Origin of the sequence: Kibdelosporangium phytohabitans, assembly GCF_001302585.1 — a bacterium.
Taxonomy (GTDB): Bacteria; Actinomycetota; Actinomycetes; order Mycobacteriales; family Pseudonocardiaceae; genus Kibdelosporangium; species Kibdelosporangium phytohabitans.
The window spans coordinates 1380535-1396260 of record NZ_CP012752.1 but is presented as its reverse complement, the minus strand read 5'-3'; the positions used below and the strand labels follow the sequence as shown (position 1 = coordinate 1396260).

Here is a 15726-nt window from a genome sequence, read left to right as displayed (position 1 = left end):
GGGATCCGGGAGCAAGACGAGGAGTTGGTGACCGTGAGCGATAGCAAGGTGACCTGGCTGACGCAGGAAGCCTATAACCGCCTCAAGCAGGAGCTTGACGAGGCGATCGAGAACCGCCCGGTCATCGCCGCGAAGATCAACGCCAGCCGGGAAGAGGGCGACCTCAAGGAGAACGGTGGCTACCACGCGGCAAGAGAGGAGCAGGGGCAAGCCGAGGCGCGCATCCGCCACCTGCAGGAGTTGCTGCGCAACGCCAAGGTGGGCGAGGCGCCCGCGAACGACGGTCTGGCCGAGCCGGGCAAGGTGCTCACGATCCGCTACGACGGCGACGACGACACCGAGCAGTTCCTGCTCGCCACCCGCGAGGAAGGTGCCGAGGGCGACCTCGACGTGTTCTCCCCCGAATCACCGCTCGGCCGCGCCCTGCTCGGCGCGAAGGAAGGCGAGACCCGCGAGTACGAGCTGCCCAGCGGCGCGTCCCAGAAAGTCACCTTGATCAAGGCGGTTCCGTACAACGGCTGAAACGTCTCAGCGACAGGGACGGCGCGCGGGACGGGCAGAACCGGCCGGCCCTAGTCGGTGAAATCGGTGGTTTTCGCCACTCGCTCCAGCAGTGGGCGTGAGCGCAGTGGAATGGGCGTCGACAGCGCGATGGAGGTGGACATCCGCTGCACGCCCGCGACGTTGACGACCTCGTCGATCACTCGTTGCAGGTCTTCGTTGGACTGGGCGACCATCCTGACAAGGAGGTCGCCCTGTCCTGTCGTCGCGTGTACTTCGCACACCTCGTCGATCGACGCCAGTCCCTCGGTCACCGGACCGCGGTATCCCTGCGCGATCTCCACGACCGCGAACGCCGTCAGGCCGTAACCCATCGCTTCCAGGTTCAGCGCGGGCGGGAAGCCGGTCAGCACCCCGGTCCTGATCAGCCGGTCCAACCGGGCCTGGACGGTGCCACGGGCGACGCCGAGGCGCCGGGAACACTCCAGGACGCCCAGCCGCGGCTCGTCGGTGAGCAACAGCAGCAGCCGGGCGTCCAGCGAGTCGATCGGTGTTACTTCCACTCCTCGAACCCTAGGGTCACGTCGTGGTTCATGTGTTCACCATCGCCGAGGCGGAGGTGATCGACCGTCGGCGCGTACCCGCTGGCGATGACCGTGTACTCGCCGGCGCCCAGTTCCGTGATGCGGTAGCGGCCGTCGTCGCCGGTCGTGGACACGCTCACCACTGAGCCGTCCTTGTCGATGATCGTGATCCGCGCTTCCGCGACAGGCACGCCACGGTGGTTGCGAGCGACGCCGCACAGCGCGGCACCGCTGGTCAGCTGCACGTCCTGCCGAACCTCACCGACCTCGGGCACGGCCAGCGGCACAGCGGCCGGGCTGTAGCCGTCAGCGTTCACAACCAGCGTGTACGCGCCGGCGCCGACACTCGTGAACCGGTACGTGCCGTCGGACGCGCTGCGGTGTGACCCGATCACGTGCCCTTCGCGGTCGGTCAGCGTCACGGTCGCGGCTTGGACCGGATTGCCCACCCGCGCCGTGCGGACGACGCCGACGACCTCGCCCGCGCCGATCAGCGTCAGGTCGAGCACCAACGGCTGCGAGTCGAGCCTCAGCGAGGACGCGGACGGCTGGTGTCCCGGCGCGGACGCGATCAGCACGTACGCGCCGGATCCCGGCGCCTGCAACTGGTAGCGGCCGAACGCGTCCGTGTTGCCGCGGGCCACCTGCTGTCCTGTGTGGTCGATCAGGGTGAGGATCGCGCCGCCGACCGCCGAGCCGTCGCCGTTCTGGACCGCGCCCATCAACGGCTGGTGCCCGTTGAGCGACAACGGGACCGTCTCCGCCTCGGTCCTCACGTGCTTGCCGCGTGGCTGCTGTTCGGGCTCGGGCTCGGGCTCCGGCTCCGACGGGAGCAGGGCCTCGCCGCCCTCCACCATCGCCGACTGGATGGCGTTGCCGGAGCGCAGCGGGATCTCCTTGATGAACAAGGAAACGATGAACGCCAGCACCATCACGAACATCCCGGCCAGGAACACCATCTGGATGGAGTCGGTGAAGCCCTCGAGGAACGGCCGCGCCAGCCGTGGGTCGATCTGCTGCAGGAACGACGAGTCCTGCAAAACGTTGCCGACACCGCCACCTTGCAGTCCCTTGATCACCTGGGCGTTCTGCGGGTTGGCGAGGACCGCCGGGTCGTTGAGCGCCTGCTGGAACGCACTCGTCGGCGCGATCCGCTCGAACGCCTCCCTGATCTTGTCGCCGACCGTGCTGAACAGCAGCGACAGGAACACAGCGACACCGAGCGTGCCACCCATCTGCCGGAAGAACGTGGCCGACGCGGTGGCCACACCCATGTCGCGCGGTGGTGCGGCGTTCTGCGCGGCGATGGTCAGCGTCTGCATCGACAAGCCGAGACCGAGGCCGAACACTCCCATGTAGAGCATCGGCTGCCACAGCGGACTGTCCACTTCGATCGTGTAGAACAGGCCCATCCCCACGACGAGCAGCGCGCTGCCGATGATCGGGAAGATCTTGTAGCGCCCGGTCTTCGAGGTGATCCGGCCGGACGTGAACGACGCGATCATGATGCCGACCATCAGCGGCAACATCAGCAGACCCGCCGAGGTGGGCGTCTCGCCCTTCACGATCTGCAGGTACTGCGGCACCATCGTGATCCCGCCGAACATGCCGACACCGAGGATCACCCCGGCGAGGATCACAGAAGAGAACGTCGAGTTGCGGAACAGCCGCAACGGGATCAGCGCCGCGTCCTTCATCTTCGCCTCGACCAGGACGAACGCGACCAGGCCGATCGCGCCGACGACGTAGCAGAGGATCGCGCGCTCGGAGGCCCAGCCCCACTCGCGGCCCTGCTCGGCGATGATCAGCAGCGGCACCACGCCGACGACCAGCGTCAGCGCACCGAGCCAGTCGATCTTGTGGTCGTGCCGCTCGTGCGGCACGTTCAGCACCCGCGCCACCACGAACAGCGCGACGATGCCGATCGGCACGTTCACCAGGAACACCCAGCGCCAGCCGTCGATGCCCACGATGTCCTGCTGCCCGGCGAGGAAGCCGCCGAGGACCGGGCCCAGCACGCTGGACGTGCCGAACACGGCCATGAAGTAGCCCTGGTACTTGGCGCGCTCACGCGGGGAGACGATGTCGGCGATGATCGTGAACGCCAGCGACATCAGGCCGCCGGCGCCGAGTCCCTGCAGCGCGCGGAAGGCCGCGAGCTGGTACATCGACTGGGAGAACGTGCAGGCCAGTGAACCGACGACGAACAACGAGATCGCCAGCAGGTAGAACGGCTTTCGCCCGTAGATGTCGGACAGCTTGCCGTAGATCGGCGTGGTGATCGTCGACGTGATCAGGTACGCGGTGGTCGCCCACGCCTGCAGGCTCAGCCCGTCCAGGTCGTCGGCGATCGTCCTGATCGACGTGCCGACGATGGTCTGGTCGAGCGCGGCCAGGAACATGCCGAGCATCAGGCCGCTGAGGATCACCAGGATCTGGCGGTGCGAGAGCTGTGCCGGCAGCGCCCTCGGCGGCGCGACGGCGGTTTCGGTCATCGGGGTTCCCCCACTGGGTGGTAGTTCTCGAAATCCGTGTTCAGGCGGTCGAGCAGCATCACCAGCGTGCGGCGTTCGCCCGCGGGCCACTCGGCCAGCACGGAGGCGATGTGCCTGGTCCGCTCGGCTCGGGCCCGGTCGAACGTGCCGCGGCCCTCTTCGGTGGCCACCAGCAGGCACGCCCTGCCGTCCACCGGGTCGGCTTTCCGCTCGACCAGGCCGTGCGCCACCAGCGAACTGGTCTGCCTCGACACGGTGGACGTGTCGGAGTGGACGGCGTCAGCCAGTGCCGTGATCCGCTTCGGACCTTCTTTCACCAGGTGCGCGAGCAGCGCGTACGCCGCTCTTTCGATGCCGTCTCCCGTCGCCTGCGAGAACTGGGCCTTGGCCCTGCCGACCATGGTCAGCAGCCGGATCAACTGGTGCCCGAGTTCTTCCGCGACGGCGAGGTCCTGTGCTTGGTCAGCCATGACCCGTGCTCCACCACAAATTGCTTGGTTCTTACAACTAGTTGCCTGACCCAAGCATTCGCTTGTTGTGCGCGCTATGCAAGTTGAGAAAGGGTGACGCTGGTCTTATTGCACAGGGCCTCCGGCCGCGACCGGTCGAGGTTGAGCAGGTTGTCCAGTGAAATGAGCAACGCTTGCTCATTCTGCGGCCCTAAGACGATCCTGGTGTACATGACCGACACTTTGGGACGCCCCGAATCGCAGCTGGACGACGTGAGCTTCGACCAGCTCAGGCAGCTGGTCGGCCTGGTGGAGTACGACTCGGCCAAGGACCCGTTCCCGGTCAAGTCGATGGACGCGGTGGTCTTCGTGGTCGGCAACGCCACCCAGACCGCGTGGTTCTACCAGGTCGCGTTCGGAATGAGCCTGGTCGCGTACTCCGGACCGGAGACCGGCAATCGGGACTACAAGTCCTATGTGCTCAAATCGGGCTCGGCCCGGTTCGTGATCAACGGTGGTGTGGCGCCGGACAGCTCCATGCTCGACCACCACCGCAGGCACGGCGACGGCGTGACCGATCTGGCGCTCGAGGTCGGCGATGTGGACCAGTGCGTCGAACACGCCCGCAAACAGGGCGCGACCGTGATCGAGGAGCCGCACGACGTCTCCGACGAGAACGGCACAGTGCGGATCGCGGCGATCGCGGCCTACGGCGAGACCCGCCACAGCCTGATCGACCGCTCCCGCTACAACGGCCCCTACCTGCCCGGTTACGTGGCCAAGGAAAGCACGGTCAAGCGGCCGCAAGGCGCGCCGAAGCGCCTGTTCCAGGCCGTCGACCACTGCGTCGGCAACGTCGAGCTCGGCAAGATGGACTACTGGGTCGAGTGGTACAACCGCGTGATGGGCTTCGTGAACATGGCGGAGTTCGTCGGGGACGACATCGCGACCGACTACTCGGCGCTGATGTCCAAAGTGGTCTCCAACGGCAACCACCGGGTGAAGTTCCCGCTCAACGAGCCGGCGATCGCCAAGAAGAAGTCGCAGATCGACGAGTACCTCGAGTTCTACGAGGGCGCCGGTGTGCAGCACATCGCGTTGGCCACCAACGACATCATCGCCACGGTGACCGCGATGGCCGCCGCTGGCGTCGAGTTCCTCGAGACGCCTGACTCCTACTACGACGACCCGGAGCTGCGGGCCCGCATCGGCGAGGTGCGCGTGCCGATCGAGACGCTCAAGGAGCACCGGATCCTGGTCGACCGCGACGAGGACGGCTACCTGCTGCAGATCTTCACCAAGCCGATCGGCGACCGGCCGACGGTGTTCTACGAGCTGATCGAGCGGCACGGCTCGCTCGGCTTCGGCAAGGGCAACTTCAAGGCCCTGTTCGAGGCCATCGAGCGCGAGCAGGAGCGCCGCGGCAACCTGTGACACCGGTGCCGTGCGGGCCACTACCGGCATCTGACGCCCGGGAAGCGGCCGGCACGGCGCCCGATCGATCCTGTGGAGTGGCGCTGGACGGCGGCGTTTTGCCTTAGCGTGGCAAGGCAAAACGCCGCCTTCAGCAATACGTGATCATGACCTGGCCGAGGCCCCTGGTGGCAGTCTGGCCGCCGCGGCCGACGGCCTCGACCGTCACATCCGCGTTGTGCCCGGCGTAGCGGTGCGGGAACGGCCCGATCTTGCCGTACCAGTGGCCCGCCATGCCGATCATCGAGACCGTCATCGTGGTGTTGCCGATGCGGACCGTCATCCGCACCGACGCGACCCCGTCCGGCGCGGTGACGCCGACTTTCACGCTGGTCGCAGCCGGGCACCGGCCCGTCGTGCCGATCCGGCGGAACATGATCGCGTCCGGGCCCGCGGTGATCGCAGGCGGTTCGGCCTTGCGCGTCTGGGCGACCGGTGAAGGCGGCACCACTGGCCGTACCGGTTGGGGCGCAACGGAAGTAGTCGGCAGCACGGGCGGCGGCACGGCCGCTTGGGATGTGCTGTCCGGCGTCAGGCTCGCGGTGTCCGGCTGCGCGGCCGGTGAGGCCATCCGCATCGAGGTGACAGGCATCGCCACGCCTTGCTCGGCGTTCTTGCCACCGTGGCTGACGATCAGCGCACCGGTGACGGCCGCGACGGCGACAACGGCCGCCGCAGCGGCTTTCTTCAGCGTGAGGAACGAGCCGAGCACGCCGATCGGCACGACGAACACGGCCTTGTGCACACCGTCCAGCGTCTCGGCCTGCCTTTCCCGGCACGCCGGGCACGATTTGACGTGCCGGTTGATCCGGGTGCCGAGCTTGCCGTGCGCACCGGCCTCGCGGACGGCCTTGGTCACGCCAGGGCACCGCATCTGGTCGTCCACCGAGAGCGTCGCGGCCACGATCGCCTCGCCGACGTCCTCCGGCAGGCGCTGGAACGTCCCGCGCAGCGCCGACGGCTTGATCTTGAGCTCCAGCGCCGCTTCGCCCTCGGACAGCACACCGCCTTCGACCGCGAGGTAGCAGGCGAGCACGTCGAGCTGGCGGGCGGTGAGCATCGGCTTGGCCATCTCGATGAACCGCTTGGCGTCGAGTGAACTGGTCTTGCCGACCTCGTCGTCGGCGGCCAATTGGTCGAGCAGTTCCATCGCGTAGGACGCGGACCGCGGCGACCGCGCCTCGCTGCGGGCCGCGTCCTTGATCAGGTTGAGCGCCACCGTGGCCAGGAAGACCCGGGGGTTCACGATCGGGTGCCGCGGCGGGCGCCGTTGCAGCTTCTCGAAGACCGCCTGCACCGTGTCCTCGGCGTCGTGGCTGCTACCGACCCGCTTTTGGCAGTACGCCAACAGCCAGGCGCGGTGCTGCTGGCACAGCAGCGTCAGCTCCGCGCGGCTCAGCCGACGAGGGATCCCGATGTCGTAGGTCTCAGCGCTCACACATCTGGGACGCTTCAGGCGGCCGTCTCGGAACACCGGAACGTCATGTTCCCCGTAAGGCGTGAACCGTTCCACGACCGGGTGGCAATTCCGATTACGTCCCGTCACCGCAAGTCGGTCGATAGCCTGATGACCATGTTCCTGTGGGGTGTCGCCGGCGCCGGGTACCAGTCCGAGGGATCAGCGCCGGACAGCAACTGGTCGCGGTTCGCGACCGGCTACCGCGACTCAGCCGACTTCCTGCACCGCTACCCGCAGGACATCGAACTGGCCGCGGACCTCGGCGTGCGGGTTTTCCGGCTGTGCGTGGAGTGGGCACGCGTGCAGCAGGTTCCCGGTGAGTGGGACTTCGAGTTCTACGACGACGTCGTTGCCAAGGTCCGCGCGGCCGGGATGCGCCCGATGATCACGCTGGACCACTGGGTGTACCCGGCGTGGACGGGCGGCTGGCGCAACCCCCGGATGACCGAGCTGTGGCTGGCCAACGCAGACCGCGTGGTCAAGCGCTACGCGGGCAACGGGACGATCTGGATCACGTTCAACGAGCCGACTGTCTACATGGCACACGAGATCCGGCTCGGCCGGTTCAGCCCGATGATGCCGAGCCGGATGGTGCGGGCGCACAAGGCCGCGTACCGGCTGATCCACGAGACCGACCCGGACGCGCTGGTGTCGAGCAACGTCGCGTACATCCCGGTGGTGAACCGGTTGGCGGACTTCGGTTTCCTCGACTGGATCACCGGGAGCCTCGACTTCGTCGGGATCGACTACTACTACGACGTCACGCCGGACAACCTCACCGCGGTGCGCGGCGCGACCGGTCAGCTGTACCGGATCGACCCCGAACCGAAGGGCATTTACCGCGCGCTCAAGCACTACGCCCGGCGGTTTCCGAAACTGCCGTTGTACGTCGTGGAAAACGGCATGCCGACCGACGACGGTCAACCGAGGCCGGACGGGTACACCCGGACCGACCACCTGCGCGACCACGTGTACTGGATGCGGCAGGCCCAGTCGGAGGGCGTGCCCGTGCTCGGCTACAACTACTGGAGCCTGACCGACAACTTCGAGTGGGGCACGTACCGGCCGAGGTTCGGTCTGTACACAGTGGACGTCGAGCGGGACCCGGCACTCGCGCGTCAGCCGACCGACGCGGTGGACGCGTACCGCGACATCGTCACAGGCGGGCTGCCCGACGGATACCGACCGAAGAAGTAGGCCATTCAGCCGGTACATCACGGAAAAGCCGTCGCTTCCCTTAAGAAATCCTGTCATTGTGGCCGCTGCGCCACATCCGTGCAGGCGGGCAGGTATCCTCAGCGACAAGGAGTAGTCGCCGACAAGGGGCAGAGTAAGCAATGGCACGTGCAACCCGGGCCGCTGGAATGGTGCCACTGGTCGGTGCGTTGGCCGCTGCCGCGGCTCTCGCGGGCGTCGCTGTGTTCAGTGCGTCCAGTGCCGGTTGTGCCAGCCCAGGCCAGTACGTCCAACGCGACGGCTACGTCGAACTGGTCGGCGGGTGCATCGACTCGCGCGACCTGCCACCAGCACCCCTCGGCCCGCCCCAGCACGAGGGCGAACCAGCGGGCTACCAGCAATAACCTCGTGAGTGTTTCGGCCGGTTCTAACCGGCCGAAACACTCACGAGTTTGTCAGGCGAGGGCTTGCAGCAGGTCCTGCACCAGGTCCGTGCCGTCCTCGATGCCGACCGACAGGCGCACCAGGTTGTCCGGCACTTCCAGCTCCGAACCCGCGACGCTGGCGTGCGTCATCTTGTGCGGGTGCTCGATCAGGGACTCCACGCCGCCGAGCGACTCGGCGAGGATGAAGAGCTTGGTCTTCGACGTCACGTCCAGCGCCGCCTGCTCGCCGCCTGCCACGGTGAACGACACCATGCCGCCGAACCGGCGCATCTGCTTGGCCGCGACCTCGTGACCCGGGTGTTCACGCAGGCCCGGGTAGTAGACGCGCTCGACGCGCGCGTGGCCGAGCAGCGCCTCGACCACGCGCTCGGCGTTGTCCGAGTGCCGCTCCATGCGCACCGCGAGCGTCTTCACGCCGCGTAGCGTCAGCCAGGCGTCGAACGGGCCGGGCACCGAGCCCGAAGCGTTGCGCAGGAAGCCGAACTGCTCGTTCAGCTCGTCGTCCGACGTGATCAGCGCGCCGCCGACGACGTCGGAGTGGCCGCCGAGGTACTTGGTCGTCGAGTGCAGCACCACGTCCGCGCCCAGCCCCAGCGGGGACTGCAGGTACGGCGTGGCGAACGTGTTGTCCACGACCAGCCGGGCGCCTGCCTCGGCCGCGATCTGGGCAAGTCCGGCCAGGTCGGAGATGGCCAGCAGCGGGTTGGTCGGCGTCTCGCACCAGATCACCTTGGTGTTCGGGCGAACCGCCGCGCGGACCGCGGCCAGGTCGGGCTGGTGCACCGGCGTGTGCTCGATGCCCCACAGCTTCAGCACCTTGTCGACCAGGCGGAACGTGCCGCCGTACGCGTCGTCGGGGATCACCACGTGGTCGCCGGGGCGCAGCATCGTGCGCAGCGCCACGTCGCTCGCGGCCATCCCGGACGGGAACGCCAGCGCGTGCCGTCCGCCCTCGAGCGAAGCCAGACACTCCTCCAGCGCCGTCCTCGTGGGATTGCGGGTACGCGAGTACTCGTAGCCGCCTTCACGCAGGCCACCGACGCCGTCCTGGGCGAAGGTCGACGTCGCGTAGATCGGCGGGATGACCGCACCCGTCTTGGCGTCCGGCTGCTGTCCCACGTGGATCGCCCGGGTCTCAAACCCCAGCTTGGAGTCCCCTTCTGACATATCGCAATCCTACGTGGGACCAGTCGAGTGACCAGATGGTGGGACGTTCCACCCGGATGGGTTACCCGTCACCAACCGGGCTGCTGCGGGTAACCGCCACCTTGCTGTTGCTGGGGGTAACCGCCCTGCTGCGGGTAACCCTGCTGGGGGAATCCACCCGAACTCGGGTTGGCCGGATAGCCCTGCTGCGGGAACCCGCCCGAGTTCGGGTCGACCGGGTAGCCGGGCTGCTGCGGGTATCCACCGCCGCCGGGGTACTGCGAGAAGTCGTCGCGGTTGCCGCGCAGGTACTTGAAGGTCGGCGGCAGCACGGCGAAGATCAGCGCCAGCGGCGCGATGATCACGATCAGCGCCCGGAACGTGGCCTCGGCCGAGCCGAACTCGAAGACCGTCTCGTAGAACCGGCCGAGGTTCTTGCTGCCGCCCGGCAGCATCAGCGGTTCGGTCAGCACGCTCGCCAGGCCGACCAGCGCGCCGATCAGGATCAGCACCGCGCCCGCGGTCTTGCGGGCGAACGTCACGATCGAGCCGATCAACATCACCAGGCCGGTGAGCAGCTGGCCGACGAGGATCATGACGACCTCGCCCGGCAGCTTGTCGAGGTTCTCGATCCACGTGGACTCGTTGACCAGCAGCACGACCTCGAACCCGGCGATCGCGAGCGCGAGGACGGCGGCGATGATCGCCGTCGCCGGGCTGCCACCGCCGGACGGCGCCGCCGGGTACGGCTGCTGTGGGTAGGGCTGCTGCGGATACCCGCCCTGCTGTGGATAGCTCACGACTTCTTCTCCCCGGAACCGCTAGGCCGGTTGGCCTCTTAGTGGCCACGACCATAGACCAGTTCTCCGCAGTTCAGGCCGCTTTTCCAAAACGAGTCCGGAACAGTCGTCCCCATCGTGCGAACGACAGGCACGAAAAAGGGCGCCCCACCGGGACGCCCCTTTTCTCGCTCAATCGATCACCACTGCTGCGGCGGCTGCTGGCCGTACCCGGGTGGCTGCTGACCGTAACCCGGCGGCGGCTGCTGGCCCGGCTGCTGGGGCGGGGGCTGCTGGCCGTAGCCGGGAGGCGGCTGCTGCTGGCCGTACCCGGGCGGCGGCTGCTGGCCGTACGGCGCGGGGCCGTACCCGGGTGGCGGCGGCTGCTGGAACCCGCCGACGACCGGGGCCGCGGCCAGACCGACGAACGGCTTGGTCGCGGGGAAGAACTGCAGTGCGCCCAGGCCCGCGACGACGATGCCCGCGATCAGGCTGAGGATGACCCAGCCGCTGATCGGCGAGTCGAGGTCGATCTCGCCCTTGAGGATGATGAACAGCAGCGAACCGACGAACATCAGGCCACCGCCGACGAGCAGCAACGTGGCGCCGATCTTGTTCTTCAGGAAGATCATCACACCCGCGCCGACCGCGGCGAGCCCGCCGAGGACGGCCAGGATGGCCGTGACCCACAACATCGGGCCCGAGATGACGTCCACGCCGTCCTTCATGGCGTCGGACGCGTTGGACCAGCCCTCGGCGTAGTCGGAGATCTTGCCCATGTCGACGAACACCAGGATCGCGGCGACCAGGCCGAGGATCGCGGCCACACCGGCGACAGCCCAGCTGATCACCTGCGTGTTGCCACCACCACCGGGCGGGCCGTACTGGCCGTAGCCGGGCTGCCCGTAAGGCTGCTGGCCGTACGGGTTGGGCTGCTGGTAGCCGGGCGGCGGGGCGAACCCCGGCGGCGGCTGCTGGCCCGGCGCGGGCTGACCGAACTGCGACGGCTGGCCGTAGCCGCCCATCGCCTGCGTCTGCTGCTGGCCGGGCGGCGGCGCGAAGCCACCGGGCGGTGACGGCGGCTGGTCGGCCGCGCTGGGCGGCGGCTCGTACTGCGGCATCGGCGGCGGCATCGAACCGGGCGGCACCATCTGGGTGGACTCGCCCTGTTGCGGCTGCTGCCCCGGCTGGCCCGGCTGGACCATCTGGGTCACCTCGGGTGACTGGTCCGGCACCTGCTGACCGGGCCTGAGCACCTGGGTGCTCTCCGGCACCTGCAGCGCGCCCTCCTGCTCCTGAGGTGGCTGACCGCCCTGGTTCGGGTCATGCGGCGGCTGCGGAGCACTCATTGCCGTTAACAACTCCCTCGGCCTGAAAAGGTCCTCTTTCGGGTGTAACGCTAGTCCAGATCAAGACGATTGCCCGGTAATGCCCCCGAGTGTCCCACGGGCACGAAAATGGGGCCCGCCGGTATCGCCGGACAGGCCCCATGAGCTCCTGATCACCACTGCTGGGGCGGCTGCCCGTACTGCTGCTGTGGCTGACCGTACGCCCCGTAGCCCTGCTGCGCCGATGGCGCCTCGATCACGACGGTGTTCACGATCTTGTCAGCCCACGTTTGCCGCTTGGCGTCCCACAACGGGGCGAGGAAACCGATGTAGAGCGGCAACGCGTCGACGATGTGCAGGAACTGGCGGCCGAACGCGAGACCGAAGCCGATCACCTGGCCGCTGTCCTCACGGACCAGCTTGATGCCCGCGACCTTCTTGCCCCACGACTGCCCCTTGGTCCCGCCGAGGTAGCAGATGTTGTAGAAGAGGAAGACCAGGCCGACGAGGCTGCCGAGGGCGCTCAGCGCGTAGACCTCGGCGCCGAACGCGATGCCCAGGATGATGCCGTTGATCACGGCGAGCGAGCCGTAGTCGATCAGGCCACCGACGAACCGCTGCCCCCAGCTCGCGTACTGGTAGGCGCCGCCGTACTGGTACGGAGCGACACCAGGCGCGGCCGGGTAACCCGGCTGCTGCGGGTAGCCACCCTGCGGCGGGTACCCGGGCGGGGGCTGCTGGCCGAGTTGCTGCCCGAAGCCCGGCTGCTGCGGCGGGTAGCCCGGCTGCTGCGGGTACCCGGGCGGCGGCTGCTGGGAGTATCCGGGCGGGGGCGCCGGCTGGCCGTACCCCTGCGGCGCCTGCTGCGGGGCCTGCTGGGGAGCAGCCTGCTGCGGCTGCACCGGCTGCGCCCCGGACGGCTGGGCGCCACCCTGACCAGGGCGGACGACCTGGGTGGCCTCCGGCTGGTCGTTGTCGCCGGGCCGGACCACCTGGGTGGCGTCCGCGTTCGGTTCCTGTCCGTGGTTCGTGGCGGGGTTCGGGGCCGGGTTGCCGGGACCGCCGATCGCGATCGTCGGTTCCGGGTTAGCCAGGGCGCCGGGTGGTTGCTGCGGTGGCTGATTCGGATTCTGCGGAGCGCTCATTTCGGACGTATCCCCCTGCGGGTCGGCTTCTCGCGCCACACGCTAACGGATTGGGGGCCGATGTCGGCACTCAGCTCCCGGCGAGGTACCCCAGCAGATCCTGGCGGGTCACGACGCCCGCGGGCTTGCCGTCGATCAGCACCAACGCGCCGTCGGCACCGGCTAGTGCCTTCATCGCCACGTTGATCTGCTCGCCCGCGCCGATGGTCGGCAGCGGGGCGGTCATGTGCTTGTCCAGCCGGTCGGCCAGTGCGGCCTTGCCCGCGAACAGAGCGTCAAGCAGATCGCGCTCGTTGACCGCACCGACCACCTCGGCGGCCATCACCGGCGGCTCGGCGCTGACCACCGGCATCTGGCTGACGGAGAACTCACGCAGGTAGGCGACCGCGTCCGCGACCGTCTCGGTCGGGTGCGCGTGCACCATCTCCGGGATCCGGCCGTCCTTGCGACGCAGCACGTCACCGACCGTCGCACCGCTGTGCTCGGGCGGGAGGAAACCGTACGAGGCCATCCACCTGTCGTTGAAGACCTTGGACAGGTAACCGCGGCCGCCGTCGGGCAGCAGCACGACGATCACGTCGTCCGGGCCGCACCGCTCGGCCAGCTTGATCGCCGCTGCCGCGGCCATCCCGCACGAGCCGCCGACCAGCAGCGCCTCCTCACGGGCCAGCCTGCGGGTCATGGTGAACGAGTCGGCGTCGGAGATCTCGATGATCTCGTCGGCGATGTCGCGGTCGTACGTGTCCGGCCAGAAGTCCTCGCCGACGCCTTCGACCAGGTACGGGCGGCCGCTGCCACCGGAGTACACCGAGCCCTCCGGGTCGGCGCCGATGATCTTGACCCGGCCGTCGGAGATCTCCTTGAGGTACCGGCCGGTGCCGGAGATCGTGCCGCCGGTGCCGACACCCGCGACGAAGTGCGTGATCCGGCCCTCGGTCTGCCGCCACAGCTCCGGCCCGGTCGTCTCGTAGTGGCTCACCGGGTTCTGCGGGTTGGCGTACTGGTTGGGCTTCCAGGCGCCCTCGATCTCCTGGACCAGGCGGTCGGAGGTGTTGTAGTACGAGTCCGGGTGCTCGGGCGGGACCGCCGTCGGGCACACCACGACACGAGCGCCGTACGCCTTGAGCACGTTGCGCTTGTCCTCGCTGACCTTGTCCGGGCAGACGAAGACGCAGTTGTAGCCCCTGCGCTGGGCAACCATGGCCAGCCCGACGCCGGTGTTGCCCGAGGTCGGCTCGACGATCGTGCCGCCCGGCCTGAGCTCGCCGGACTTCTCGGCCGCGTCGATCATCCGCTCGGCGATGCGGTCCTTCACGCTGCCGCCGGGGTTGACGTACTCGACCTTGGCCAGCACCAGCGGCGCGACGCCGTCGGCGACCGAGTTCAGCCGGACCAGCGGCGTGTTACCGATCAGGTCGACGACGTGTTCGACGTACTCCACCGCTGTACTCCTCGTGAGGCGCCCGTTTCCCGTCAGCCTAACTCGGCCGCCCGAGCCAGGTCAGGGCGGCGACGTGGAGCGCGTCGACGCCGGTGGACAACGTCGGCTCGACCAGGGGCGCGAAGACCGGCGAGTGGTTGCTCGGCAACGCCTCGACGCCGCCTTCCTGGATCGCCTTGACCACCACGTCGAACTCCAGGCCACCCCAGAACCAGAACACCGTCGGCACGCCGGCGGCGTCGCCGAAGATGCCGATGTCCTCGCTGCCGGTGACCACCGGCATCACCATCACCTTGTCGGCACCGAAGCGGCCGGTGAACGCCTCGACCGTCCGCGTGGTGCCACCCGGGTCGCTGACGAGCACCGGCGCGCTGTCGTGCCAGTCGAACTCGGGGTCCTTCGGCGCACCGCTGGCCGCGGCCTCCGCCCGGACGATCCGCTCGATCGCGGCATGGACCAGGTCGCGGGTCTGCCTGGTGTACGTGCGCATGTTGATGTCCAGCTCGGCCGTCTCCGGGATGATGTTGTCCTTCGTGCCCGCGTGCAGCTTGCCGACCGTGACGACCGCGGTCTCGGCGGGCGGGACCTCGCGGGCGACGATGCCCTGCAACCGGACGACGACGTTGGCGGCCATCAGCACGGGGTCGACCGTGGTCTCCGGGCGCGACCCGTGCCCGCCGCGGCCGTGCAGCGTGACCCGGACGGAGTCCGTGCCCGCCATCACCGGGCCGGTGCCGTAGCCGATCATCCCGGCGGGCAGCGGGCAGACGTGCTGGCCCAGCACGATGTCCGGCTTGCCGAACCGCTCGAACAGCCCGTCGGCGACCATCGCCCGCGCGCCTTCGGTGGTCTCCTCGGCGGGCTGGCACACGAGCATCAGCGTGCCGGCCCAGGAATCCTTGTCCGCCAACAGCTTTCCCGCGGCACCGACCAGACACGCGACGTGCATGTCGTGTCCACACGCGTGCATCACACCGGGCACTTTGCTGGTGTACGACAGACCTGTCTGTTCCTCGATCGGCAGAGCGTCCATGTCGGCGCGCAGCATGACCGTCGGTCCGTCACCGTTGCGGAGCAACGCGACGACACCCGTTCCGCCTACGCCGGTCGTGACTTCGTAGCCCAGCGAAGCGAGCGCCTCGGCGGCTTTCCCCGCTGTCCGGTGTTCCTGCCGGGACAGCTCCGGGTGCTCGTGCAGATCGCGGTAGAAATCAGCCAGGTTCACGTTCGCGAGCGTACTCAACCTGCGGTTTCACTCGTCTGGATCTTCACTGGGCGGCCCCGGCCGCCGTATGGTTTCAACT

The 15726-nt window shown here is 68.4% G+C and carries 14 protein-coding genes; 4 read left to right on the top strand and 10 right to left on the bottom strand.

What is annotated here, in order from left to right:
* Positions 1 to 24 precede the first annotated feature (24 nt).
* Positions 25 to 522, top strand: coding sequence for a transcription elongation factor GreA (gene greA, locus AOZ06_RS06265; protein ID WP_054296447.1), 498 nt, complete (start codon positions 25 to 27; stop codon positions 520 to 522).
* A 50-nt stretch (positions 523 to 572) separates the two neighbouring features.
* On the opposite strand, the gene AOZ06_RS06260 is transcribed toward greA, so the two are convergent.
* The 3 genes from AOZ06_RS06260 to AOZ06_RS06250 are packed head-to-tail and all read right to left on the bottom strand — an operon-like array spanning position 573 to position 4050.
* A complete protein-coding gene (locus AOZ06_RS06260) occupies positions 573 to 1064 on the bottom strand; it encodes an Lrp/AsnC family transcriptional regulator (protein WP_054288556.1) in 492 nt (163 codons plus the stop codon).
* Complete coding sequence (locus AOZ06_RS06255) at positions 1055 to 3580, bottom strand: MFS transporter (protein ID WP_054288555.1); 2526 nt, start codon at positions 3578 to 3580, stop codon at positions 1055 to 1057. The genes AOZ06_RS06260 and AOZ06_RS06255 overlap by 10 nt, the downstream gene beginning before the upstream one ends.
* A complete protein-coding gene (locus AOZ06_RS06250) occupies positions 3577 to 4050 on the bottom strand; it encodes a MarR family winged helix-turn-helix transcriptional regulator (protein ID WP_054288554.1) in 474 nt (157 codons plus the stop codon). The genes AOZ06_RS06255 and AOZ06_RS06250 overlap by 4 nt, the downstream gene beginning before the upstream one ends.
* A gap of 210 nt (positions 4051 to 4260) precedes the next feature.
* On the opposite strand from AOZ06_RS06250, the gene hppD reads away from it, so the two are divergent.
* Positions 4261 to 5463: a 4-hydroxyphenylpyruvate dioxygenase gene (hppD, locus tag AOZ06_RS06245; protein ID WP_054288553.1), complete on the top strand. Its 1203-nt coding sequence runs from the start codon at positions 4261 to 4263 to the stop codon at positions 5461 to 5463.
* 130 nt (positions 5464 to 5593) lie between these two features.
* On the opposite strand, the gene AOZ06_RS06240 is transcribed toward hppD, so the two are convergent.
* Positions 5594 to 6940 carry an RNA polymerase sigma factor gene (locus AOZ06_RS06240; RefSeq protein ID WP_054288552.1) on the bottom strand — a complete coding sequence of 449 codons (1347 nt, stop codon included), beginning with the start codon at positions 6938 to 6940 and terminating at the stop codon, positions 5594 to 5596.
* Positions 6941 to 7069: 129 nt separating this feature from the next.
* Between AOZ06_RS06240 and AOZ06_RS06235 the strand changes: the two genes are divergently transcribed.
* Together AOZ06_RS06235 and AOZ06_RS06230 are read left to right on the top strand one after the other, a co-directional pair.
* Complete coding sequence (locus AOZ06_RS06235) at positions 7070 to 8158, top strand: family 1 glycosylhydrolase (protein WP_054288551.1); 1089 nt, start codon at positions 7070 to 7072, stop codon at positions 8156 to 8158.
* A gap of 140 nt (positions 8159 to 8298) precedes the next feature.
* Positions 8299 to 8541 carry a hypothetical protein gene (locus AOZ06_RS06230; RefSeq protein ID WP_054288550.1) on the top strand — a complete coding sequence of 81 codons (243 nt, stop codon included), beginning with the start codon at positions 8299 to 8301 and terminating at the stop codon, positions 8539 to 8541.
* 51 nt (positions 8542 to 8592) lie between these two features.
* Here the strand turns inward: AOZ06_RS06230 and AOZ06_RS06225 are convergent, their stop codons facing one another.
* The 6 genes from AOZ06_RS06225 to AOZ06_RS06200 all read right to left on the bottom strand — a co-directional run bounded on the left by AOZ06_RS06225 (position 8593) and on the right by AOZ06_RS06200 (position 15647).
* Positions 8593 to 9750: a cystathionine gamma-synthase gene (locus AOZ06_RS06225; RefSeq protein ID WP_054288549.1), complete on the bottom strand. Its 1158-nt coding sequence runs from the start codon at positions 9748 to 9750 to the stop codon at positions 8593 to 8595.
* A gap of 68 nt (positions 9751 to 9818) precedes the next feature.
* Positions 9819 to 10529, bottom strand: coding sequence for a hypothetical protein (locus AOZ06_RS06220; RefSeq protein WP_054288548.1), 711 nt, complete (start codon positions 10527 to 10529; stop codon positions 9819 to 9821).
* 179 nt (positions 10530 to 10708) lie between these two features.
* Positions 10709 to 11857, bottom strand: coding sequence for a hypothetical protein (locus tag AOZ06_RS58315; RefSeq protein WP_054288547.1), 1149 nt, complete (start codon positions 11855 to 11857; stop codon positions 10709 to 10711).
* Between the two features lie 152 nt (positions 11858 to 12009).
* Positions 12010 to 12981 carry an RDD family protein gene (locus AOZ06_RS52995; RefSeq protein WP_063809975.1) on the bottom strand — a complete coding sequence of 324 codons (972 nt, stop codon included), beginning with the start codon at positions 12979 to 12981 and terminating at the stop codon, positions 12010 to 12012.
* Between the two features lie 70 nt (positions 12982 to 13051).
* The gene (locus AOZ06_RS06205) at positions 13052 to 14422 is read right to left on the bottom strand and encodes a cystathionine beta-synthase (RefSeq protein WP_054288546.1); all 1371 of its coding nucleotides are present in this window, start codon (positions 14420 to 14422) and stop codon (positions 13052 to 13054) included.
* Between the two features lie 37 nt (positions 14423 to 14459).
* The gene (locus AOZ06_RS06200; protein WP_218921943.1) at positions 14460 to 15647 is read right to left on the bottom strand and encodes an amidohydrolase; all 1188 of its coding nucleotides are present in this window, start codon (positions 15645 to 15647) and stop codon (positions 14460 to 14462) included.
* Between the last annotated feature and the right edge of the window lie 79 nt (positions 15648 to 15726).

Excerpts from the sequence above, each read along its gene's own strand:
- AOZ06_RS06255 (WP_054288555.1), bottom strand. The coding sequence starts at position 3,580 with ATGACCGAAACCGCCGTCGCGCCGCCGAGGGCGCTGCCGGCACAGCTC.
- AOZ06_RS06250 (WP_054288554.1), bottom strand. The coding sequence starts at position 4,050 with ATGGCTGACCAAGCACAGGACCTCGCCGTCGCGGAAGAACTCGGGCAC.
- hppD (WP_054288553.1), top strand. The coding sequence starts at position 4,261 with ATGACCGACACTTTGGGACGCCCCGAATCGCAGCTGGACGACGTGAGC.
- AOZ06_RS06235 (WP_054288551.1), top strand. The coding sequence starts at position 7,070 with ATGACCATGTTCCTGTGGGGTGTCGCCGGCGCCGGGTACCAGTCCGAG.
- AOZ06_RS06230 (WP_054288550.1), top strand. The coding sequence starts at position 8,299 with ATGGCACGTGCAACCCGGGCCGCTGGAATGGTGCCACTGGTCGGTGCG.
- AOZ06_RS06225 (WP_054288549.1), bottom strand. The coding sequence starts at position 9,750 with ATGTCAGAAGGGGACTCCAAGCTGGGGTTTGAGACCCGGGCGATCCAC.
- AOZ06_RS58315 (WP_054288547.1), bottom strand. The coding sequence starts at position 11,857 with ATGAGTGCTCCGCAGCCGCCGCATGACCCGAACCAGGGCGGTCAGCCA.
- AOZ06_RS52995 (WP_063809975.1), bottom strand. The coding sequence starts at position 12,981 with ATGAGCGCTCCGCAGAATCCGAATCAGCCACCGCAGCAACCACCCGGC.